Source organism: Klebsiella sp. RIT-PI-d (assembly GCF_001187865.1).
Classification (GTDB): domain Bacteria; phylum Pseudomonadota; class Gammaproteobacteria; order Enterobacterales; family Enterobacteriaceae; genus Superficieibacter.
The window spans coordinates 1519422-1539180 of record NZ_LGIT01000009.1 but is presented as its reverse complement, the minus strand read 5'-3'; the positions used below and the strand labels follow the sequence as shown (position 1 = coordinate 1539180).

Here is a 19759-nt window from a genome sequence, read left to right as displayed (position 1 = left end):
CCACTATAAAATCAGGGTACGGCAATGGAAAAACGTAAACCAGGTGTTATGAACTACCTCGCCTACGGCTCAGGCGACTTTCTTGGCGCAGGAACGACAGCGCTTACCGCCGCATGGCTTCTTTATTTCTACACCACCTTTTGTGGCTTAACGCCTATCGAAGCCACCTTCATTTTTGCGATTGCCCGGATACTGGATGCGGTTGTCAGTCCACTGATGGGCTTTCTGACCGACAACTTCGGCTCCACCTGGCTCGGCAGGCGTTTTGGCCGACGCAAATTCTTTATTCTGCTCGGTATTCCCTGCGTCTTTAGTTATTCACTGATGTGGATTGGCGATATGAGTTTCTGGTATTACCTGCTGAGCTATCTGGTTTTTGACGTGGTATACACCATGATCCTGGTACCGTACGAAACGCTGGTGCCGGAAATGACTGACGACTTTAAACAAAAAACCAAATTTTCTGGCGCACGCATTTCAATGGCGCAGATGTCAGCCATTCTCGCGTCTTTTTTGCCAGGTGTCCTGCTAAGCGCATTTGGTAAAGACAATCCGATCTCCTTCTTTTACGCAAGTCTGGTGTTCTCCGTACTGTGCGCGATCATGCTGACACTGGTGTGGTGTTTCACCTGGGAACGGCCCCGGGAAGAGTGGACCGCAGCCGCGCTACGTGCTGAAGAAGAAAAACGCAGCCTGACCTTTGGGCAGAGTATTCACCGGCTGGTCATTGAACTCACCTCGACGCTGCGTATTAAAATCTTTCGCCAGCATCTGGGTATGTATCTTGGCGGCTACATCGCGCAGGACGTTTTTAACGCGGTTTTTACCTACTATGTGGTCTTTGTTCTGTTACAGGATGCCTCGCTGGCCTCAAACCTGCTCGGCACCATGGCCATTTGTCAGTTCCTCGCGGTTATTGCGATGATCCCGCTGTGTATTCGCTTTGGCCCGGCTCCCTCCTACCGGATGGTGATCGTACTGTTCGGCCTCGCCTCACTCTCTTTTGCCCTCCTCTACTATGCCGGGTTGAGCGATATTTATGCGTTACTGCTGCTGGTTTCCGCCATTGCCGGGCTGGGGCGCGGCGGGATTAACTATGTACCGTGGAATATTTATACCTATATCGCTGATGTTGATGAAGTGATCACCGGACAGCGCCGCGAGGGCATTTTCGCCGGCATCATGACCCTGACGCGTAAAGCATCTCAGGCCGGAGCGGTCATGCTGGTGGGCATTATTATGCAACTCTCTGGCTTTGTCTCCGGGCAAAAAATTCAGCCGCCGGAGGTCAGTCATACCATTCTGCTGATCCTGAGCACAGGGACGATTGGGGTACTTGCCTGCGGTTTTCTGGTCTCTCTGCGCTTTAAACTGAATCTTAAAACCCACAGCGTTCTGCGTGAAGAAACCCGGAAAATGCGTGAAGCGGGACATGCGCTGGCGTACATCACGCCCGAGGCGCGCGCGACGGTCGAAATGCTTGCCGGTCTGCCTTATGAGTCGCTGTGGGGCAATAACAACGTTGGTTATCTCAATCGTAATAAACCTGCTGCGCATTCGCCCGGTCAGGGTGTTCCACTGAATTCGACATACAACAGAGGTTAAGGATATGAAGGTTTGGCCTGTTACTTATAGCGCGTTACTCCGTCAGCCTGAGCGCTTTATCACCAGGGAAGAGCTGAAAGCACTGATCAAGAAAGTCACGCATAATCTGGTCAATATTCACGATGAAAGCGGTGAATTCTTGCTGCGGCTTGACGACGGGCGGGTGATCGATACCAAAGGCTGGGCGGGCTGGGAGTGGACGCACGGCGTGGGGCTTTACGGTATCTGGCAGTACTATCAGCAGACCGGCGATCTGGAGATGCGCGACATTATCGATGGCTGGTTCACCGAGCGTTTTGCCGAGGGTGCGACCACCAAAAATGTTAATACGATGGCACCGTTTCTGACCCTCGCGTATCGCTATGAGGAGGATCATAATCCGGCGTACCTGCCGTGGCTGGAGAGCTGGGCTGAATGGGCAATGTACGAGATGCCGCGCACTGACTACGGCGGAATGCAACACATTACGCTGGCGGAAGAGAATCATCAGCAAATGTGGGACGATACCCTGATGATGACTGTTCTGCCGCTGGCCAAAATTGGCACGTTATTAAACCGCCCTGAGTATGTGGAAGAAGCGAGCTATCAATTTCTGCTGCACGTGCAAAATCTGATGGACCGGGAAACCGGGCTGTGGTTCCACGGCTGGAACTATGAAGGTCATCATAATTTTGCCAGGGCCCGTTGGGCGCGTGGCAATAGCTGGTTAACGATGGTTATCCCGGATTTCCTTGAGCTTCTGGATCTACCCGCCAACAATGCCGTCCATCGCTATCTGGTGCAGGTACTCAATGTGCAGATAGCCGCGCTGGCGAAATGCCAGGATGACAGCGGTCTGTGGCATACGCTGCTCGACGATCCTCACTCCTATCCTGAAGCGTCGGCCACCGCAGGATTCGCCTACGGGATACTCAAAGCGCTGCGTAAACGCTATGTCGGACCGGAATATGCGGATGTTGCTGAAAAAGCGATTCAGGGAATCGTGGCGCACATTTCCCCGGAAGGCGAGTTAATGCAAACCTCCTTTGGGACGGGCATGGGATCAAATCTGGCGTTCTACCGTCAGATCCCGCTGACTTCAATGCCCTATGGGCAGGCGATGGCGAATTTGTGCCTGACGGAGTATCTGCGCAAATATTTCTGAGGTGAAGACAAGAAGCGGTAAAACAGAAACGGTGCCCTCAGGCACCGTTTTTACTGGATATTACATCCGTTCTACCGTTTCAATCCCCAGCATATCCAGCCCCAGCTTCAGCGTTTTCGCCGTCAGCAAGGCCAGTTTCAGGCGGCTGTTACGCACGTCTTCGCTTTCTGCGGTGAGGATAGGGCAGTGTTCATAGAAACCTGAGAACAGACCGGCAACATCGTACAGATAGGCGCACATAACGTGTGGCGTACCTTCACGCGCAACGACCGTAACCGTTTCTTCAAATTGGAGCAGACGCGCAGCAAGCTGGGCTTCACGATCTTCACTGATACGGACTGTAGTCTTCAGCAACTGCTGCTCATCAATTTGCGCTTTACGGAAAACGGACAGCACGCGGGTATAGGCATACTGCATATACGGCGCAGTATTACCTTCGAAGGCCAGCATATTGTCCCAGTCGAAGATGTAGTCGGTAGTCCGGTTCTTTGACAGATCCGCATATTTCACCGCGCCGATACCGACCGCATTGGCCAGTTTTTCCAGCTCTTCAGCGGGCATGTCCGGGTTCTTTTCTGCCACCAGACGACGGGCGCGCTCCAGCGCTTCATCCAGCAGATCGGACAATTTCACGGTACCGCCCGCGCGGGTTTTAAACGGCTTACCGTCTTTGCCCAGCATCATACCGAACATGTGATGTTCCAGCGGCACAGACTCAGGAACGTAACCGGCTTTGCGCACGATTGTCCACGCCTGCATCAGGTGCTGGTGCTGACGGGAGTCAATGTAATACAGCACGCGGTCGGCATGCAGCGTTTCATAACGGTATTTTGCGCAGGCAATATCGGTGGTGGTGTAGAGGTAGCCGCCATCCTTTTTCTGAATGATGACGCCCATCGGCTCACCTTCTTTATTTTTATATTCGTCGAGGAAGACGACGGTCGCACCTTCGCTCTCAACGGCCAGCCCTTTGGCTTTCAGGTCGGCAACAATGCCCGGCAGCATCGGATTATACAGGCTTTCACCCATCACGTTATCGCGGGTCAGGGTAACGTTCAGACGCTGATAGGCAATCTGATTCTGTGCCATGGTGATATCCACCAGCTTGCGCCACATTTCACGGCAATACGCGTCGCCGCCCTGCAGTTTAACCACGTAGCCACGGGCACGTTCAGCGAACGCTGCATCTTCGTCGTAGTGCTTTTTGGCATCGCGATAGAAGGCTTCCAGATCCGCCAGTGCCATCTCACCCGCGTTTTCCTGCTGCTGTTTTTCGAGATAGGCAATCAGCATACCGAACTGGGTGCCCCAGTCGCCGACGTGGTTCGCACGGATGACGTTATGGCCGAGGAACTCCTGCGTGCGCACCGCCGCGTCACCAATAATGGTGGAACGCAGGTGGCCCACGTGCATCTCTTTCGCCACGTTAGGCGCAGAGTAATCAATCACGATGGTCTGCGGCGCGGGTTGAGAAATTCCCAGACGCGCAGAATTCAGCGCATCATCAACCTGTGCTGACAGGAAGGCGGGATCGAGAAAGATATTAATAAAACCCGGTCCGGCGATCTCAGTTTTGCTGGCAATACCGTTAAGATCGAGATGAGTCAGGACCTGTTCTGCCAGTTGTCGCGGTGCCATGCCCAGTTTTTTGGCAACGGCCATGACGCCATTTGCCTGATAATCGCCGAACTGGACTTTCGCCGACTGTCGAACCTGCGGTTCGCAATCTGCGGGCGCACCTGCAGCAATCAGAGCCTGACTGACTTTTTCTGAGAGAAGAGCCTGAATATTCACCGGAATACCTTACGTTGATGGCGTGACGACATTGAATAACCCGCGCCGCGCTGACATGAGAAAAATTAGCCCGGCATTATACTGCATTTGACGCAGAGCGTCAGCATCGGCCCGAAGCAACATAATCAAAGGTTGGTAAGCATGCGACGACAGGGTAAATTACCGTTTTTAAAGACGACTTCAGGCAAAGACATGGCCCACTGGCAGACAATTGACGAATTGCAGGATATTTTTGCGGACCTGCCGCGTTTTACCCAGGCGCTGGCACAGCTAAGCGCCCGACTGGGGCTGAATATCGCACCGCTGGATGCCGATCATATTTCGCTGCGCTGTCATCAAAATACAACGGCCGAACGCTGGCGGCGCGGTTTTGAACAATGCGGTGAGCTACTATCGGAAAACACAATCAACGGCCGGGCAATCTGTCTTTTTAAACTGGCAGAACCTGTTGAAGTTGCCCACTGGCGCTTTACGGTGGTGGAACTGCCGTGGCCAGGCGAAAAGCGCTATCCGCATGAAGGGTGGGAGCACGTAGAAATTGTTCTGCCGGGTGCGCCAGAAACCCTTAATGCCCGGGCGCTGGCGCTGCTGTCCGATAACGGCCTCAGCCAGCCGGGGATTGCGGTGAAAACCAGTGCGCCAAAAGGTGAACATGAGCGTCTGCCGAACCCCACGCTGGCGGTGACCGACGGCAAGGTCACCCTTAAATTTCATCCCTGGTCTATTGAGGCCATCGTAGCCAGTGAAACATCGTCGGAAAATTGAAAAATTCCCGTACAGGACGGATAGTTAACATTTCTATGCTAAGGGCATACTTATGACTTCAACCCTGAGTCCGCTGCTGATGAAAACCGGCGTTGCGATCCTGCTATTACTGCTGATTTACACGGGTATGGCGACAAAAGACAGCGCCACATGGATGATGGAAGTCACGCCGGTCGTAATCGCGATCCCGCTCCTGTTGCTGGCCCGGCGGCGCTATCCTCTGACGCCGCTGCTGTATGTTTTGATTTTTTTTCACGCCGTTATTCTGATCGTTGGCGGAATGTACACTTATGCAAAAGTACCGATAGGTTTTGACGTGCAGGCGTGGTTCGGCTTAAGCCGTAATCCTTACGACAAACTGGGGCACTTTTTTCAGGGGCTGGTGCCGGCGCTGGCAGCGCGTGAAATTCTGCTGCGCGGACGGATCGTCCGTGGCAAAAAAATGCTGGCATTTATCGTCTGCTGCATTGCGCTTGCTATCAGCGCAACCTATGAGCTGATTGAGTGGTGGGCGGCGCTGGCGATGGGGCAGGGGGCAGATGATTTTCTCGGGACCCAGGGCGATCCGTGGGACACGCAATCCGATATGTTTTGTGCCCTGCTGGGGGCTATTACCACCGTACTTATCCTTGCCGGCTGGCACACGCGTCAGCTTTTGCATCACCGTTTAATAACAACAGTAAAGGACTAAAGGAGAGAAAATGGCGTTGCTGGAAATTTGTTGTTACAGCCTGGAGTGCGCGATTAGCGCGCAGCATCACGGTGCGGATCGCATTGAGCTTTGCGCTGCGCCGCTGGAAGGAGGGCTAACGCCATCATACGGCGTGCTGAAATCAGTTCGCCAGCAGGTCACCATTCCCGTTCATCCGATTATACGACCGCGCGGCGGTGACTTTTGCTATACCGACGGTGAATTTGCCGTCCTGCTCGACGATGTTCGCACCGTGCGGGAAATGGGCTTCGCAGGCGTAGTGACGGGGGTACTGGACGAAGACGGTAATGTCGATTACGGCCGAATGAAGCAGATTATGGCAGCCGCGGGTCCGCTGGCGGTTACTTTTCACCGCGCATTTGATATGTGTGTTAATCCTTATCAGGCGTTTGATAATCTTAAAGAATTAGGTGTCTCACGCATTCTGACATCCGGCCAGCAGCCTACGGCTGAAAAAGGAATTTTATTAATTGCGGAACTTATTAGCCGTTCGCGTGTTCCAATCATTATGGCCGGATCTGGCGTCCGCGCTGGCAACCTCGATATGCTGCTTAATGCAGGCGTAAAAGAGGTTCACAGCTCCGCCGGTGGGTGGAACCCTTCACCAATGCGCTACCGCAACCCTGGATTATCCATGTCGACGGACCCGAACGCAGATGAGTATCAGCGTTATGCGGTAAACGGCAGGGCGGTGGCAGAAATGAAGGCGATCGTTACCCGCTTTAGCCAACAGAATTAACGATTTTTACCGCGCATCATGTCGCCCATATGATGCTTGTTTGTACCAGGCCCCTGCATTTACAGGGGCCTTTTTTTATCTTCAGGGTTTGCGGGCAATCAGCACCGCGCGCAGCGGCGCAGGGTAGCCTTCGACGGTTTTACTGCTGTCGTTAGGATCGAGGAAGTCAGCCAGTGATTCGGTGATCATCCAGTCCGTACGACGCTGCTCCTGCGTGGTGGTAACTGATACATCGGCAATCCGCACGTCAACAAAACCGCATTTCTCCAGCCAGTTTTTCAGCGCCAGGGCAGAAGGAATAAAGTAGACGTTGCGCATTTGCGCATAGCGATCGCCGGGCACCAGCACGCTATTTTCATCGCCTTCCACCACCAGCGTCTCAAGCACCAGCTCACCGTCCCGCACCAGCTGATCTTTAAGCTGCCACAGGTGTTCCAGCGGCGAGCGGCGATGATAAAGCACACCCATCGAAAATACGGTATCAAACGCATTTAGCGCCGGAAGCTGTTCAATTCCCAGCGGCAGCAGGTGAGCGCGCCGGTCGTTGCCGAGCAATTTGCGTACCGCTTCAAACTGGCAGAGAAAAAGATGAGTGGGATCGATACCCACCGCCATCTGTGCGCCCGCGCCAATCATCCGCCACAGGTGATAACCGCTTCCGCAGCCGACATCGAGGATCGTACGGCCGGTAAGGTCGGAAAGATGCGGCAGCACGCGATCCCATTTCCAGTCGGAGCGCCATTCGGTATCAACATTAACGCCATAAAGCGAAAACGGACCTTTACGCCACGGCATCAAATTGCGCAGCAACGTGTCGATGCGGGTGATCTGACCCTGACTGAGCGGCGTCTCGCTTTCGGCCGTTACGCTGTGCAGGAGATCCAGTCGATACGGTGCCAGTTCCGGCAGAAATTCTACGGCGTTGGACCACTGTTTAAACAGACCGTGCTGCGACTCGCGCTGCCAGCTGGCAATTTGCGCGGGCAGGGTTTCCAGCCAGTGGGCCAGCGTGCCTTTAGCAATTTGCTGATAAAAGCTGCCGAACTCAATCATGCCGGCACCTCAGCTTTTAGCGCGACCAGTGAACCAAAATTAAAGCACTGAAACCACAGTTCGCTGTGCTCAAAACCGGCCTGATGCAGACGCGCTTTATGTGTTTCTACAGGATCCGTAAGCATGACATTTTCCAGCATGCTGCGCTTCTGGCTAATTTCCAGTTCGCTGTAGCCGTTCGCCCGTTTAAAGTCGTGGTGCATATTAAACAGCAGCTCGCCGACGCTGGCGTCTTCAAAACTGAATTTCTCTGACAGCACCAGCGCGCCGCCGGGATTCAATCCCTGATAAATTTTGTCCAGCAACGCCTGGCGCTCGGGCGGGGCCAAAAATTGCAGGGTAAAATTCAGCACTACCATCGAGGCATTTTCAATGGTCACATCGCGAATATCGCCCTCGATAACCTCAACTGGCGTGGGTGCTTTATAGGCATCCAGATGACGGCGGCAGCGTTCAATCATGGCGGGAGAGTTATCAATCGCGATAATTTTACAGCCTTCGTGGGCAATATTGCGGCGAATAGAGAGCGTGGCGGCACCCAGCGAACAGCCCAGGTCGTAGACCTGCGTGTCAGGGCGGGCAAAACGTTCGGCGAGCATACCGATCATTGAGATGATGTTAGAGTAACCGGGGACCGAGCGCTGGATCATATCCGGGAAGACTTCGGCTACCCGTTCATCAAATGTCCAGTCACCGAGGCTGGCGATAGGCGCAGAAAAAAGCGTGTCGCGGTCAGACATAACGTTAAACCTAAAATAAAAAAAGTGGCGTATTGTGCGCTAATGGAGGGTGAAAACCAACTCCCACGGCATGTACCAGAGATTTGCCAGCACCATTAGCAACAGAGAGCACCAGGTTGCGCTCAGGCCTGAACGCTTCCAGCGGCCCAGTCGCTGATGCAGCCCGTAGTAATGCATCAGTCTTCCTGCCAGCAGCAGCAGGCCGCAAAGATGTACCATCCACGTTTCTGCGCCGTTCATTTCCATAAAAAGCAGCAGTATTAAGGCCGCGGGGATATATTCCAGCGCGTTGCTTTGAATACGGATAGCGCTTTGTAGCTCGCTAAAACCGCCGTCGCCATAGGCAACGCGGTACTGCATACGCAGGCGGGCAACATCAAACGAGAACTTAATTAACAACAACGCACCCAGTACGGCATACAGCGCGCTTACCATACATATTTCCTTTCAGGCAGGTATGCCGCACAGTTTATGTCAGGTTGTGTCATCAGAAAAGACAAGATTGCTGTGGGATGTCGGGGGCATCACCGAGATCGGGCAGCGCCGCCTTCAACGCCGGCCACAAGGTATCGACCAGTTCAGGCGCGTGAGCAATATCTGGCGTATGCAGGAACAGCCACGGCGTTGAGGACTGCGTCCACTGGGGCAGCAGCTTAAGCCACGCCTCAAAGAAAACCTGGTTCTGAGCCAGATCGTCGCTGCCGATAAATCTCACCATAGGGTTGTCGGCAGTGATCACGGCATGGACCGGCACTTTAGGCTTCATCTTCTGCGCTTTGATCACCGCTTCGCTGCGGGGCAGGGCGCTGTGAACCGGGCGACTATCGAGGATCACCCGATTCACCCCGCGCGCGTTCAGCCCGCGGTTAAAGTGCTGCTCGGCCTCGCCTTTGGCAAAAAATTCCGGATGACGCACTTCAACGCCGTAGGTAAATGCAGACGGTAGCCCGTCAAGAAACTGCCAGAGTGCGGGCAGATCCTGCGGACCGAATGTGGCCGGGAGCTGAAGCCAGTACTGGCCAATACGATCGGCCAGCGGCGACAGGCGCTGCAAAAACGCATCGGTCAGATCGTCGCAGTGACGTAATGCTGCCTGATGGGAAATGGTCGCCGGAAATTTAAAGCAGAAGCGGAAATTGTCATTGGTCTGCTCGCGCCAGCGCGCAACTATTTCTGCTTTGGGCAGCGCATAAAGCGTCGTGTTACCCTCCACACAGTTAAAGTGGCGGGCGTAATCCTCAAGGCTGGTAATCCCAAGCCGGCCCCATTTGGGGTGCGACCACTGCGGCAGACCAATGTAAATCATAGTGCGTTCAGAACTTCCTCAGTGCTGCGCACGCGTCCAATGCGCGGAAAAATATGGCTCATGCTGCCCTGGTGCTGATCGGCACTCGCAGCGCTACAGGCATCTTCAACCACCACCAGGTTAAAACCCAGCTCCCAGGCGTTACGGGCGGTAGACTCGACGCCGATATTGGTGGAGATGCCACACAGAATGATAGTCTCAATTCCGCGACGGCGCAGTTGCAGTTCCAGATCGGTGCCATAAAATGCGCCCCACTGGCGTTTAATCACTTCAATGTCAGTATCCTGTTTGCCCAGCGTCTGGGGATATTGCCACCAGTTTTCCGGCAGCGCGCTGCCGCCCGCCTGCATATCTACCGGCTGTTTCAGCGCCTCGGCGAAATCCGCAGACCAGCCGACACGAACCGTGACCACCGGCGCGCCCTGTTCGCGACACTTCGCTGCCAGCCGCGCAGCACGTTTAACCACATCATCAGCCGTATGCGGGCCACCGGCAAACGGCAGGATACCTTCCTGTAAATCAATGATGACCAGCGCCGTTTTTTTCGCGTTTAATTCAAACATGTTATTTTCCGTTGTTCGTGAACTGAGCCGCTCATCCTACGACGTTAGCGTCACAAATTTTGTTAATTTTTGTGAGAATCCGCAATAACCGCGCAGCAAACACGCTTACAGTACGTATCGGGCTTATCGCGAGGCAGAAATTCCAGTATAATAGCCCCCTTTTTCATCCAGTTGTGACATACAGCTAAAGCTGCGACAGTAGTGCCTGCAAGGCAGGCGACAACCAGCCTGCGGCTAAGTTAAGGGATATCTCATGCGTACAGAATATTGTGGACAGCTACGACTGTCCCACGTGGGGCAGCAGGTGACTCTGTGTGGTTGGGTCAACCGTCGTCGTGATCTCGGCAGCCTTATCTTTATTGATATGCGCGACCGCGAAGGCATCGTTCAGGTTTTCTTCGATCCGGATCGCGATGAGGCTTTTAAGCTGGCCTCTGAACTGCGTAATGAGTTCTGCATTCAGATCACGGGCACCGTGCGTGCGCGTGACGAAAAAAACACCAATAAAGAGATGGCGACTGGGGAAGTAGAAGTTTTTGCTACCGACCTGACCATCATCAACCGTTCAGAATCACTGCCGCTCGACTCGAATCACGTCAATACCGAAGAAGCGCGTCTGAAGTTCCGCTATCTGGATCTGCGTCGCCCGGAAATGGCTCAGCGCCTGAAAACGCGCGCCAGAATTACCAGTCTGGTGCGTCGTTTTATGGATGACCACGGCTTCCTCGACATCGAAACGCCGATGCTGACCAAAGCCACGCCGGAAGGTGCGCGTGACTATCTGGTGCCTTCTCGCGTTCACAAGGGTAAATTCTACGCGCTGCCGCAGTCGCCTCAGTTGTTCAAACAGCTGCTGATGATGTCCGGTTTTGACCGCTATTATCAAATCGTGAAATGCTTCCGAGATGAAGACCTGCGTGCAGACCGTCAGCCGGAATTTACCCAGATCGACGTAGAAACTTCCTTCATGACCGCCGAACAGGTGCGCGAGGTGATGGAAGCGCTGGTTCGCGGCCTGTGGCAGGACGTGAAGGGTGTGGATCTGGGCGATTTCCCGATCATGACATTCGCGGAAGCGGAACGCCGTTACGGTTCTGATAAACCGGACCTGCGTAACCCGATGGAGCTGGTGGATGTTGCCGACCTGCTGAAAAACGTTGAGTTTGCGGTTTTTGCGGGCCCTGCTAACGACGCGAAAGGCCGCGTTGCCGCGCTGCGCGTCCCGGGTGGTGCTACCCTCAGCCGTAAGCAGATTGACGACTACGGCAACTTTATCAAGATTTACGGTGCGAAAGGACTGGCGTACATCAAAGTTACCGAACGCGCAAAAGGTCTGGAAGGCATCAACAGCCCGGTGGCTAAATTCCTCAATGCAGAGATTGTTGAAGCGATCCTCGAACGCACGGGCGCGCAGGATGGCGACATGATTTTCTTCGGCGCGGACAACAAAAAAGTCGTCGCCGATGCGCTGGGTGCGCTGCGTCTCAAGCTGGGTAAAGACCTGAGCCTGACCGACGAGTCGAAATGGGCCCCGCTGTGGGTGATTGACTTCCCGATGTTTGAAGACAACGGCGAAGGCGGTCTGACCGCAATGCACCATCCGTTCACCTCACCGAAAGACATGACTGCCGACGAGCTGAAAGCCGCGCCGGAAGAGGCAGTAGCTAACGCCTACGACATGGTCATCAATGGTTATGAAGTGGGCGGTGGTTCCGTACGTATCCACCGTGGCGACATGCAGCAGACCGTGTTTGGTATTCTGGGGATTACCGAGCAGGAGCAGCGTGAAAAATTCGGCTTCCTGCTGGACGCCCTGAAATACGGCACGCCACCACATGCAGGCCTGGCTTTCGGTCTTGACCGTCTGACCATGCTGCTGACCGGCACTGACAACATCCGCGATGTTATCGCATTCCCGAAAACTACCGCGGCAGCTTGTCTGATGACTGAAGCACCGAGCTTTGCAAATCAGGCTGCGCTGAACGAGCTGGGTATTGACGTTATCAAAAAAGAGTCGCCGGAGAATAACTGATATGCGCTATAAGCGTCCCGTTTCTGTTCTGGTGGTGATTTATGCCCGGGACACGAAACGGGTGCTGATGTTGCAGCGACGCGACGATCCGGCATTCTGGCAGTCGGTGACCGGCAGCGTGGAAGAGGGCGAAACCGCGTTGCAGGCTGCTCTGCGTGAAGTTAATGAAGAGGTCACTATTGATGTTGCCGCCGAGCAACTGACCTTACTTGACTGTCAGCGGACGGTAGAGTTTGAAATTTTCAGTCATCTACGCCATCGCTACGCACCGGGCATTGAGCGCAATACAGAATCCTGGTTCTGTCTTGCGCTACCCCACGAACGGCAGATCGTTTTTACTGAACATCTGACTTACCGCTGGCTCGATGCACCCGCTGCGGCTGCATTGACCAAGTCGTGGAGCAACCGGCAGGCTATCGAAGAATTTATAATTCATACCGCCTGAACAGGCGGTTTTTTGGAGAAATTTTATGGCAGGTCACAGTAAATGGGCCAATACCAGACACCGTAAAGCAGCGCAGGATTCTAAGCGCGGCAAAATTTTTACCAAGATCATTCGTGAGCTGGTGACCGCGGCGAAACTTGGCGGCGGCGATCCTGATGCCAACCCGCGTTTACGTGCAGCGATTGATAAAGCCCTGTCTAATAACATGACGCGTGACACCCTCAACCGTGCGATCGCGCGTGGTGTGGGCGGTGATGAAGACGCGAACATGGAAACCATCATTTATGAGGGTTACGGCCCGGGCGGCACCGCGGTGATGATTGAATGTCTGTCTGATAACCGCAACCGTACCGTTGCTGAAGTGCGTCATGCGTTCAGCAAAACCGGCGGTAACCTCGGCACCGACGGTTCTGTTGCCTATCTGTTCAGCAAAAAAGGCATTATTTCCTTCGAGCAGGGTGATGAAGACACTATCATGGAGGCGGCGCTGGAAGCGGGTGCAGAAGACGTTGTAACCTTCGACGACGGCGCAATTGACGTCTACACCGCGTGGGAAGATATGGGCAAAGTGCGTGATGCGCTGGAAGCGGCTGGCCTTAAAGCCGATGCTGCTGAAGTCTCAATGATCCCTTCTACCAAAGCCGATATGGATGCCGAAACGGCACCAAAACTGATCCGCCTAATCGACATGCTGGAAGACTGTGACGACGTTCAGGAAGTTTACCATAACGGTGAAATTTCTGATGAGGTTGCTGCAACCTTAGAATGATGCCATCAAGCCAGGCAGTAACAGGAGATGCGTGATGTCTATTATTCTCGGCATTGACCCGGGATCGCGCATCACTGGTTATGGTGTCATCCGTCAGGTTGGTCGACAGCTTACTTATCTGGGCAGCGGATGTATCCGGACTAAAGTCGACGATTTACCGTCACGTCTGAAGCTTATCTATGCAGGCGTGTCGGAAATCATTACTCAGTTTCAGCCGGATTTTTTTGCTATCGAGCAGGTTTTTATGGCCAAAAATGCCGATTCAGCACTGAAGCTGGGGCAGGCGCGCGGCGTGGCTATCGTGGCAGCGGTAAATCAGGATCTGCCGGTGTTTGAGTACGCGGCGCGTCAGGTTAAGCAGACGGTTGTCGGTATCGGCAGCGCCGAAAAAAGCCAGGTACAGCACATGGTCCGTACGTTGCTTAAGCTGACGGCAAACCCGCAGGCTGACGCTGCCGATGCGCTGGCCATCGCGATAACGCACTGTCACGTCACCCAGAACGCCATGCAAATGAGCGAGTCCCGGCTTAACCTGGCGCGGGGGCGACTGCGTTAAGCCGGTCTGCATCCGGCTTGATTAATACGCATAGCCATCAGCTATGCGGCTTCTTCAGACTTGTCGGCGAACTGATGGCTGGCATAGATTAAATCCAGACGTGAATGATGCCACAGGCTGGCTGGCGTTACCGTCTTACGTTCCCACGGAATCGATCCCAGAAACCAGAACGTCCAGAAGGTCAGTTTTGCATCGGGATTGTTGCGCAGAAGCTGGCCAAACGTTTCAATATTGCCGACAGACGTACACAATGCCTCTTTATAGATGTCAAAGACAAACTTGGAGCAAAACTGGCGGGAAGAGTCGTATTTAAATCCGGTGTGATACAGCTTGTTCAGCCGGGAAGGAACCTGCCCGACGATAGCGTTTTTTTGTTCCTCACTCAGCCCGCCCTGCAAGCGGCGTACGGCGTAGCGCTTCGCCGACGACCGCTGAATAAAGCGCTGAAGCGTGGTTATGGTTGAGAGCGGAACCCGACTCTCGGCAACCAGAAAATCTTCGCCATTATGACCGATAATAATGCCGACATGATTGCTCCAGCACCGTGAGGCAGTAGATATTTGGCTAAACAACGTTGCACCAATACAGGTGAAAACAATGTCGCCGATTTCATATTTTTCAGGGTACTGATAATGCATCTTATTCATTCCTTTGGTCAGTATGCGGATACTCGCTTACCCGTTATGGCGAGGTATTATTACCACATCGCCATCGTGCTGACAGCTGCAAACGCTATTTTTTTCAGGACTCAATCATACGATTTATACCTTTTAAATTAACGAGTTATGGGATGAATATTAAGAAGCTGACAACACCCTTTTTAGCCCTGCTGCTACTCTATAGCGGTTATGCCGGATTGACGGAGTACCGCTATTACCGTGACAGTCTCCCGCTTCCTGGCAGAGTCTCGAATGTAGATGTTGTGACCTCTGAGCAGCGGCGTATGACTGACACCTGTACGCACTTTCGCGGCAGAGAAGATTGCGCAACGCTTTATCGTTACGACATAACATGGCGTGTATTAAATAAAGACTATGTTTACTCTGTTACAGATCGGCATAAACAACCTTCAACGGTCGAATGTATCGACGTGTTTATGCCAAATCCGACGGTCGCAAAGCCCTGCAATCACCTGTTTTTCAATGCCAGCCATCTGCCCGCCATTATCGCCATCTGGGCAATAGTGGCGTTTATCCTGCTGACCCTGATGCTGTATAGATATAAACAACGCCGTTTTAACCCGCCCTGCAAACCACAGCGGCACCGTATTTATAATCATCGACACCAGCTGTTACTTGAAACGGACGATCGTGATGAGGCATTTCGTTTCATCAACAGCGGATATCGTCTGCATTCAGCTTCTAAATCCGTCATTGAAATCGCAGCGGGACAGGAAAGAGGGGAAATGGAGTGCGTCAATTATTCCGTTCGCAGCCGAAAAGGGCGCAGGAAAATGGGCCCGTGAGGAATTAACGCTGCAAAATACCGATGGCTATCGCATTAGCGCCATGCAAACGATGAAAAGCGCAGGAATAATGTGTTTTACGCTGGATATCTATCCAGCCTTTTTTTATGATACACGCTGATATCATGAGCCATCAACGCAGGAGCGTCATGTGATAGGCAGACTCAGAGGCATTATTCTCGAAAAACAACCCCCCATTGTTCTGCTGGAGACGGGCGGCGTAGGCTATGAGGTCCATATGCCGATGACCTGCTTCTATGAGTTACCGGATGCAGGCCAGGAAGCCATCGTTTTTACCCACTTCGTGGTCCGTGAAGATGCTCAACTGCTGTACGGTTTCAATAACAAACAGGAGCGAACCCTGTTTAAAGAGCTGATTAAAACCAATGGCGTCGGGCCAAAACTGGCGCTGGCGATCCTCTCCGGAATGTCAGCACCTCAATTTGTTAACGCTGTTGAGCGTGAAGATCCGGCCGCCCTGGTCAAACTGCCGGGTATCGGTAAGAAAACGGCTGAACGCCTGATTGTTGAAATGAAAGACCGCTTTAAAGGATTACACGGCGATCTCTTTACGCCGGCAGCGGATCTGGTATTAACGTCTCCGGCAGGCCCTGGCACTGAAGATGCCGAGCAGGAAGCCGTTGCCGCACTGGTCGCACTCGGGTATAAACCGCAGGAAGCCAGCCGGATGGTCAGCAAAGTTGCGCGTACGGATGCCAGCAGTGAAACATTGATCCGCGAAGCGCTGCGCGCGGCGCTATGAGGTAAAGAATGATAGAAGCAGATCGCCTGATTTCAGCGGGCAATACCCTGGTTGAAGACGTTGCGGATCGCGCTATTCGTCCCAAACTACTGGAAGAGTATATCGGTCAACCGCAGGTGCGCTCACAAATGGAAATTTTCATTCAGGCGGCAAAACTGCGTAGCGAAGCGCTCGATCACCTTCTGATCTTCGGCCCGCCAGGGCTGGGTAAAACCACGCTGGCGAATATTGTGGCCAATGAAATGGGCGTAAACCTGCGTACTACTTCTGGCCCGGTGCTGGAAAAAGCGGGCGATCTGGCCGCGATGTTGACCAACCTTGAACCGCATGATGTGCTGTTCATTGATGAGATCCATCGTCTGTCGCCGGTTGTAGAAGAAGTGTTATATCCGGCAATGGAAGATTACCAGCTTGATATCATGATCGGCGAGGGGCCAGCCGCGCGCTCGATTAAAATCGATCTGCCGCCGTTTACGTTGATTGGCGCTACCACCCGTGCCGGCTCCCTGACGTCACCGCTGCGCGACCGCTTCGGCATTGTACAGCGGCTGGAGTTTTATCAGGTGCCGGATCTGCAATATATTGTCGGCCGCAGCGCGCGTTTTATGGGGCTGGAAATGAGTGAAGAAGGCGCGCTGGAGGTGGCACGCCGTGCACGAGGCACGCCGCGTATCGCCAACCGTCTGCTCAGGCGCGTGCGTGATTTCTCTGAAGTGCGGCATGATGGCACTATCTCTGCTGAAATTGCGTCACAGGCGCTGGACATGCTTAATGTCGATGCAGAAGGGTTTGACTATATGGACCGCAAACTGCTGCTGGCCATTCTCGACAAATTCTTCGGTGGCCCGGTGGGGCTGGATAACCTCGCCGCGGCCATTGGCGAGGAGCGTGAAACTATCGAAGATGTGCTTGAACCCTATCTCATTCAACAAGGGTTTTTGCAGCGCACGCCGCGCGGGCGTATGGTAACAGTCCGTGCGTGGGATCATTTTGGCATCACCCCGCCAGAAATGCCGAAATGATGGGCAGGCGAGATACTGGCTCCCGCCTGTGAAGATAACCGGTTTTTTACCTCATCTGATTTATCATACATATCATTTCTGGTAACTCGCTCATTTGTGATGGGTTTATAGCTAAGTCCTTATGTTATAAACAAATTTCACTAACACATGAGGAGTCCGAAAATGAAATCAATAAAAGTTATCTCTATTGCCGCGCTGACAATGGCGGCTATCTCAGGCGTTGCCAATGCTGCTATTTCCGATACCCAGAAATGGCAAGTAGTAGGCGAACAGGTACAAAATACCAGTAACGGACACACACTCTGTATCTCTGATGTTGCTCTTCAACAGGCGACAGTGGAAGAATGTGGTTCTAATCCAACGATGCAAAATATTCGCCGGGTCAATTTCGATTTGCAGGGCTCGCTGCGACTGGATGCAATCCCGAGTGAAGGTTACTCGCCACTCGGCGATAAAGTTGTGGTTCGTGAATATGCCCGGCTGCGTGATGATTGGGAATATAGAAATGGACAGCTGAAAATCGCTGACGTCAATGATGAGGTTAAGTGTCTTGATATTGAAGGCGGTAAGAACGTCAAGGGCGCTAAATTGTATTTGGCAACGTGTACTAAATAAAAAATAAGCGCCGGTGATTTCATCGATGCCCGGCTGCGTTGTTAATCACCCCCTCCTGTGAAGGGGGTGTTCATTTATGTATTTGGTTGTTTTTTCATCATGCTGAAAATAAACAGCAGCGCAGCGCAAAGCACTACGGATGGGCCCGCCGGTGTATCATAGAATGCCGAGAAGGTCAGGCCGCCTGTGACCGCAATCATTCCAGCGACCACCGCGATCCCCGCCATTTGCTCCGGCGTGCGGGCAAAGCGCCGCGCCGTGGCGGCGGGAATAATCAGCAATGAGGTGATAATCAGCGCGCCGACAAATTTCATGGCAACGCCAATAGTCAGCGCCGTCACCAGCATCAACAGCAGTTTCACCCGCTGTAACTTTACCCCATCAACAAATGCCAGATCCGGGCTGATCGTCATCGACAGCAGGTTACGCCACTGCCAGAGCAAAATCCCCAGTACGACAGCAACCCCGACGGCAATAGCGATAAGATCGTCAGGCGTAACGGCCAGCAGGTCGCCAAACAGATAAGCCATCAGGTCAACGCGGATGTTGGACATCAGGCTGACTACCACCAGCCCCAGAGAGAGCGCGCTGTGAGCCATGATCCCCAGTAGCGTATCCACGGCCAGGTGAGGCCGTTTTTCCAGCCACACCAGTCCGGCGGCCAGCAGCAGCGTAACCGCAATAACGGCATAGAACGGATTAACGTCCAGCAGTAAACCGAAAGCCACGCCAAGTAACGACGCATGTGCCAGCGTATCGCCAAAATAGGACATCCGACGCCAGACAACAAATGATCCAAGCGGACCGGCAGCGCAGGCCAACATCATTCCGGCCAGCCAGCCGGGCAATAAGAGTTCAATCATGAGTGTCCATTTCCCCGGCGCAGTACAATTCGACCCTGTAAATCGTGGCGATGATTATGGTTATGGCGATAGATACCAAGCTGTTCGGCCCCGCGCTGCCCAAACATTGAAATAAACTCAGGATGCAAAGAGACCACTTCTGGTGTCCCTGAGCAGCAAATATGCTGATTAAGACACAATACCTCATCGGTTTTTGCCATGACCAGGTGCAGATCGTGGGACACCATGAGTACGGCACAATCCAGCTCACGCCTCAGCCGATCGATAAGATCGTACAGCGCGACCTGACCGTTAACATCAACACCCTGCGTCGGTTCATCGAGCACCAGCAGTTGCGGACGATTGAGCAGCGCGCGGGCCAGTAAAACCCGTTGTGTTTCACCCCCGGACAGTTTTTGCATTGCGGCGTCGATCAGATGAGCGGCCTGAACACGTTTTAACGCAGGCAGAATATCATCCTTACGGGTGCCGGGACGCAGGCGCATAAACCGGCTGACAGTGAGCGGCAGGGTAGCATCAAGATGCAATTTCTGCGGCACATAGCCGATCCGCAACATGCCGTCTCGCTTGATGACACCCGAGTCGGGTGCTACCAGCCCCAGTACTACGCGCACCAGCGTGGACTTGCCCGCACCGTTGGGACCGAGCAGCGTTAAAATTTTCCCACTCGTCAATTGCAACGAAATATCAGACAGGACGCGGCGCTGCCCAAAGGAGAGTGAGACCTTTTCCAGAGTAATTAGATTTGTCATGTCATTTAAAGGTTGCACAAGAAGATGAATGTTATAATATCACATTCCACCTATCC

At 53.4% G+C, this 19759-nt stretch carries 22 protein-coding genes; 13 read left to right on the top strand and 9 right to left on the bottom strand.

Annotated features, from left to right (window positions below; translation table 11 throughout):
* Window positions 1-24 precede the first annotated feature (24 nt).
* Both AC791_RS13675 and AC791_RS13670 read left to right on the top strand, forming a co-directional pair.
* Entirely contained in the window at window positions 25-1605 is a 1581-nt protein-coding gene (locus AC791_RS13675) for an MFS transporter (protein WP_049840968.1), read from the top strand.
* 4 nt (window positions 1606-1609) lie between these two features.
* Window positions 1610-2749 carry a glycoside hydrolase family 88/105 protein gene (locus tag AC791_RS13670; RefSeq protein ID WP_049840967.1) on the top strand — a complete coding sequence of 380 codons (1140 nt, stop codon included), beginning with the start codon at window positions 1610-1612 and terminating at the stop codon, window positions 2747-2749.
* Between the two features lie 60 nt (window positions 2750-2809).
* Here the strand turns inward: AC791_RS13670 and argS are convergent, their stop codons facing one another.
* Window positions 2810-4543 carry an arginine--tRNA ligase gene (gene argS, locus AC791_RS13665; RefSeq protein WP_049840966.1) on the bottom strand — a complete coding sequence of 578 codons (1734 nt, stop codon included), beginning with the start codon at window positions 4541-4543 and terminating at the stop codon, window positions 2810-2812.
* A gap of 192 nt (window positions 4544-4735) precedes the next feature.
* On the opposite strand from argS, the gene AC791_RS13660 reads away from it, so the two are divergent.
* Genes AC791_RS13660 through cutC form a run of 3 tightly spaced genes read left to right on the top strand, consistent with a single transcriptional unit; the run spans window position 4736 to window position 6759 of the window.
* Complete coding sequence (locus tag AC791_RS13660) at window positions 4736-5308, top strand: VOC family protein (RefSeq protein WP_049840965.1); 573 nt, start codon at window positions 4736-4738, stop codon at window positions 5306-5308.
* A gap of 52 nt (window positions 5309-5360) precedes the next feature.
* Window positions 5361-5999: a DUF2238 domain-containing protein gene (locus AC791_RS13655; RefSeq protein WP_049840964.1), complete on the top strand. Its 639-nt coding sequence runs from the start codon at window positions 5361-5363 to the stop codon at window positions 5997-5999.
* A 10-nt stretch (window positions 6000-6009) separates the two neighbouring features.
* Entirely contained in the window at window positions 6010-6759 is a 750-nt protein-coding gene (cutC, locus tag AC791_RS13650) for a copper homeostasis protein CutC (RefSeq protein ID WP_049840963.1), read from the top strand.
* 81 nt (window positions 6760-6840) lie between these two features.
* On the opposite strand, the gene cmoB is transcribed toward cutC, so the two are convergent.
* From cmoB to AC791_RS13625, 5 genes are read right to left on the bottom strand one after another with little or no spacing between them, the layout of a single operon-like run.
* The gene (gene cmoB, locus AC791_RS13645) at window positions 6841-7812 is read right to left on the bottom strand and encodes a tRNA 5-methoxyuridine(34)/uridine 5-oxyacetic acid(34) synthase CmoB (protein WP_049840962.1); all 972 of its coding nucleotides are present in this window, start codon (window positions 7810-7812) and stop codon (window positions 6841-6843) included.
* Window positions 7809-8552, bottom strand: coding sequence for a carboxy-S-adenosyl-L-methionine synthase CmoA (gene cmoA, locus AC791_RS13640; RefSeq protein ID WP_049840961.1), 744 nt, complete (start codon window positions 8550-8552; stop codon window positions 7809-7811). The genes cmoB and cmoA overlap by 4 nt, the downstream gene beginning before the upstream one ends.
* Before the next feature lie 39 nt (window positions 8553-8591).
* Window positions 8592-8987: an MAPEG family protein gene (locus AC791_RS13635; protein WP_049840960.1), complete on the bottom strand. Its 396-nt coding sequence runs from the start codon at window positions 8985-8987 to the stop codon at window positions 8592-8594.
* A 52-nt stretch (window positions 8988-9039) separates the two neighbouring features.
* Window positions 9040-9858 carry a DUF72 domain-containing protein gene (locus AC791_RS13630; RefSeq protein WP_049840959.1) on the bottom strand — a complete coding sequence of 273 codons (819 nt, stop codon included), beginning with the start codon at window positions 9856-9858 and terminating at the stop codon, window positions 9040-9042.
* Window positions 9855-10421, bottom strand: coding sequence for a hydrolase (locus tag AC791_RS13625; RefSeq protein ID WP_049840958.1), 567 nt, complete (start codon window positions 10419-10421; stop codon window positions 9855-9857). Before AC791_RS13625 ends, AC791_RS13630 begins: the two co-directional genes overlap by 4 nt.
* Before the next feature lie 253 nt (window positions 10422-10674).
* Here AC791_RS13625 and aspS point away from each other — a divergent pair, with 253 nt between their 5' ends.
* Genes aspS through ruvC form a run of 4 tightly spaced genes read left to right on the top strand, consistent with a single transcriptional unit; the run spans window position 10675 to window position 14223 of the window.
* The gene (gene aspS, locus AC791_RS13620) at window positions 10675-12453 is read left to right on the top strand and encodes an aspartate--tRNA ligase (RefSeq protein WP_049840957.1); all 1779 of its coding nucleotides are present in this window, start codon (window positions 10675-10677) and stop codon (window positions 12451-12453) included.
* Window positions 12446-12898 (top strand): dihydroneopterin triphosphate diphosphatase, encoded by a 453-nt coding sequence (nudB, locus tag AC791_RS13615; protein ID WP_148677823.1) that lies wholly within the window; start codon window positions 12446-12448, stop codon window positions 12896-12898. Before aspS ends, nudB begins: the two co-directional genes overlap by 8 nt.
* Before the next feature lie 25 nt (window positions 12899-12923).
* The gene (locus AC791_RS13610) at window positions 12924-13667 is read left to right on the top strand and encodes a YebC/PmpR family DNA-binding transcriptional regulator (RefSeq protein ID WP_049840955.1); all 744 of its coding nucleotides are present in this window, start codon (window positions 12924-12926) and stop codon (window positions 13665-13667) included.
* A gap of 34 nt (window positions 13668-13701) precedes the next feature.
* Entirely contained in the window at window positions 13702-14223 is a 522-nt protein-coding gene (ruvC, locus tag AC791_RS13605; protein WP_049840954.1) for a crossover junction endodeoxyribonuclease RuvC, read from the top strand.
* A 41-nt stretch (window positions 14224-14264) separates the two neighbouring features.
* Here ruvC and AC791_RS13600 read toward each other — a convergent pair whose 3' ends face one another.
* Window positions 14265-14861 carry a YebB family permuted papain-like enzyme gene (locus tag AC791_RS13600; RefSeq protein WP_049840953.1) on the bottom strand — a complete coding sequence of 199 codons (597 nt, stop codon included), beginning with the start codon at window positions 14859-14861 and terminating at the stop codon, window positions 14265-14267.
* A 152-nt stretch (window positions 14862-15013) separates the two neighbouring features.
* Here AC791_RS13600 and AC791_RS13595 point away from each other — a divergent pair, with 152 nt between their 5' ends.
* From AC791_RS13595 to AC791_RS13580, 4 genes are all read left to right on the top strand, one after another.
* Window positions 15014-15688 carry a hypothetical protein gene (locus AC791_RS13595; RefSeq protein WP_049840952.1) on the top strand — a complete coding sequence of 225 codons (675 nt, stop codon included), beginning with the start codon at window positions 15014-15016 and terminating at the stop codon, window positions 15686-15688.
* A gap of 151 nt (window positions 15689-15839) precedes the next feature.
* Window positions 15840-16451, top strand: a complete 612-nt coding sequence (gene ruvA, locus AC791_RS13590; protein ID WP_049840951.1) for a Holliday junction branch migration protein RuvA — start codon at window positions 15840-15842, stop codon at window positions 16449-16451.
* 8 nt (window positions 16452-16459) lie between these two features.
* Complete coding sequence (ruvB, locus tag AC791_RS13585) at window positions 16460-17473, top strand: Holliday junction branch migration DNA helicase RuvB (RefSeq protein ID WP_049840950.1); 1014 nt, start codon at window positions 16460-16462, stop codon at window positions 17471-17473.
* Between the two features lie 162 nt (window positions 17474-17635).
* Window positions 17636-18088, top strand: coding sequence for a hypothetical protein (locus AC791_RS13580; RefSeq protein ID WP_049840949.1), 453 nt, complete (start codon window positions 17636-17638; stop codon window positions 18086-18088).
* Window positions 18089-18162: 74 nt separating this feature from the next.
* On the opposite strand, the gene znuB is transcribed toward AC791_RS13580, so the two are convergent.
* Entirely contained in the window at window positions 18163-18951 is a 789-nt protein-coding gene (gene znuB / locus AC791_RS13575; protein ID WP_049840948.1) for a zinc ABC transporter permease subunit ZnuB, read from the bottom strand.
* Window positions 18948-19703, bottom strand: coding sequence for a zinc ABC transporter ATP-binding protein ZnuC (znuC, locus tag AC791_RS13570; protein WP_049840947.1), 756 nt, complete (start codon window positions 19701-19703; stop codon window positions 18948-18950). The genes znuB and znuC overlap by 4 nt, the downstream gene beginning before the upstream one ends.
* Between the last annotated feature and the right edge of the window lie 56 nt (window positions 19704-19759).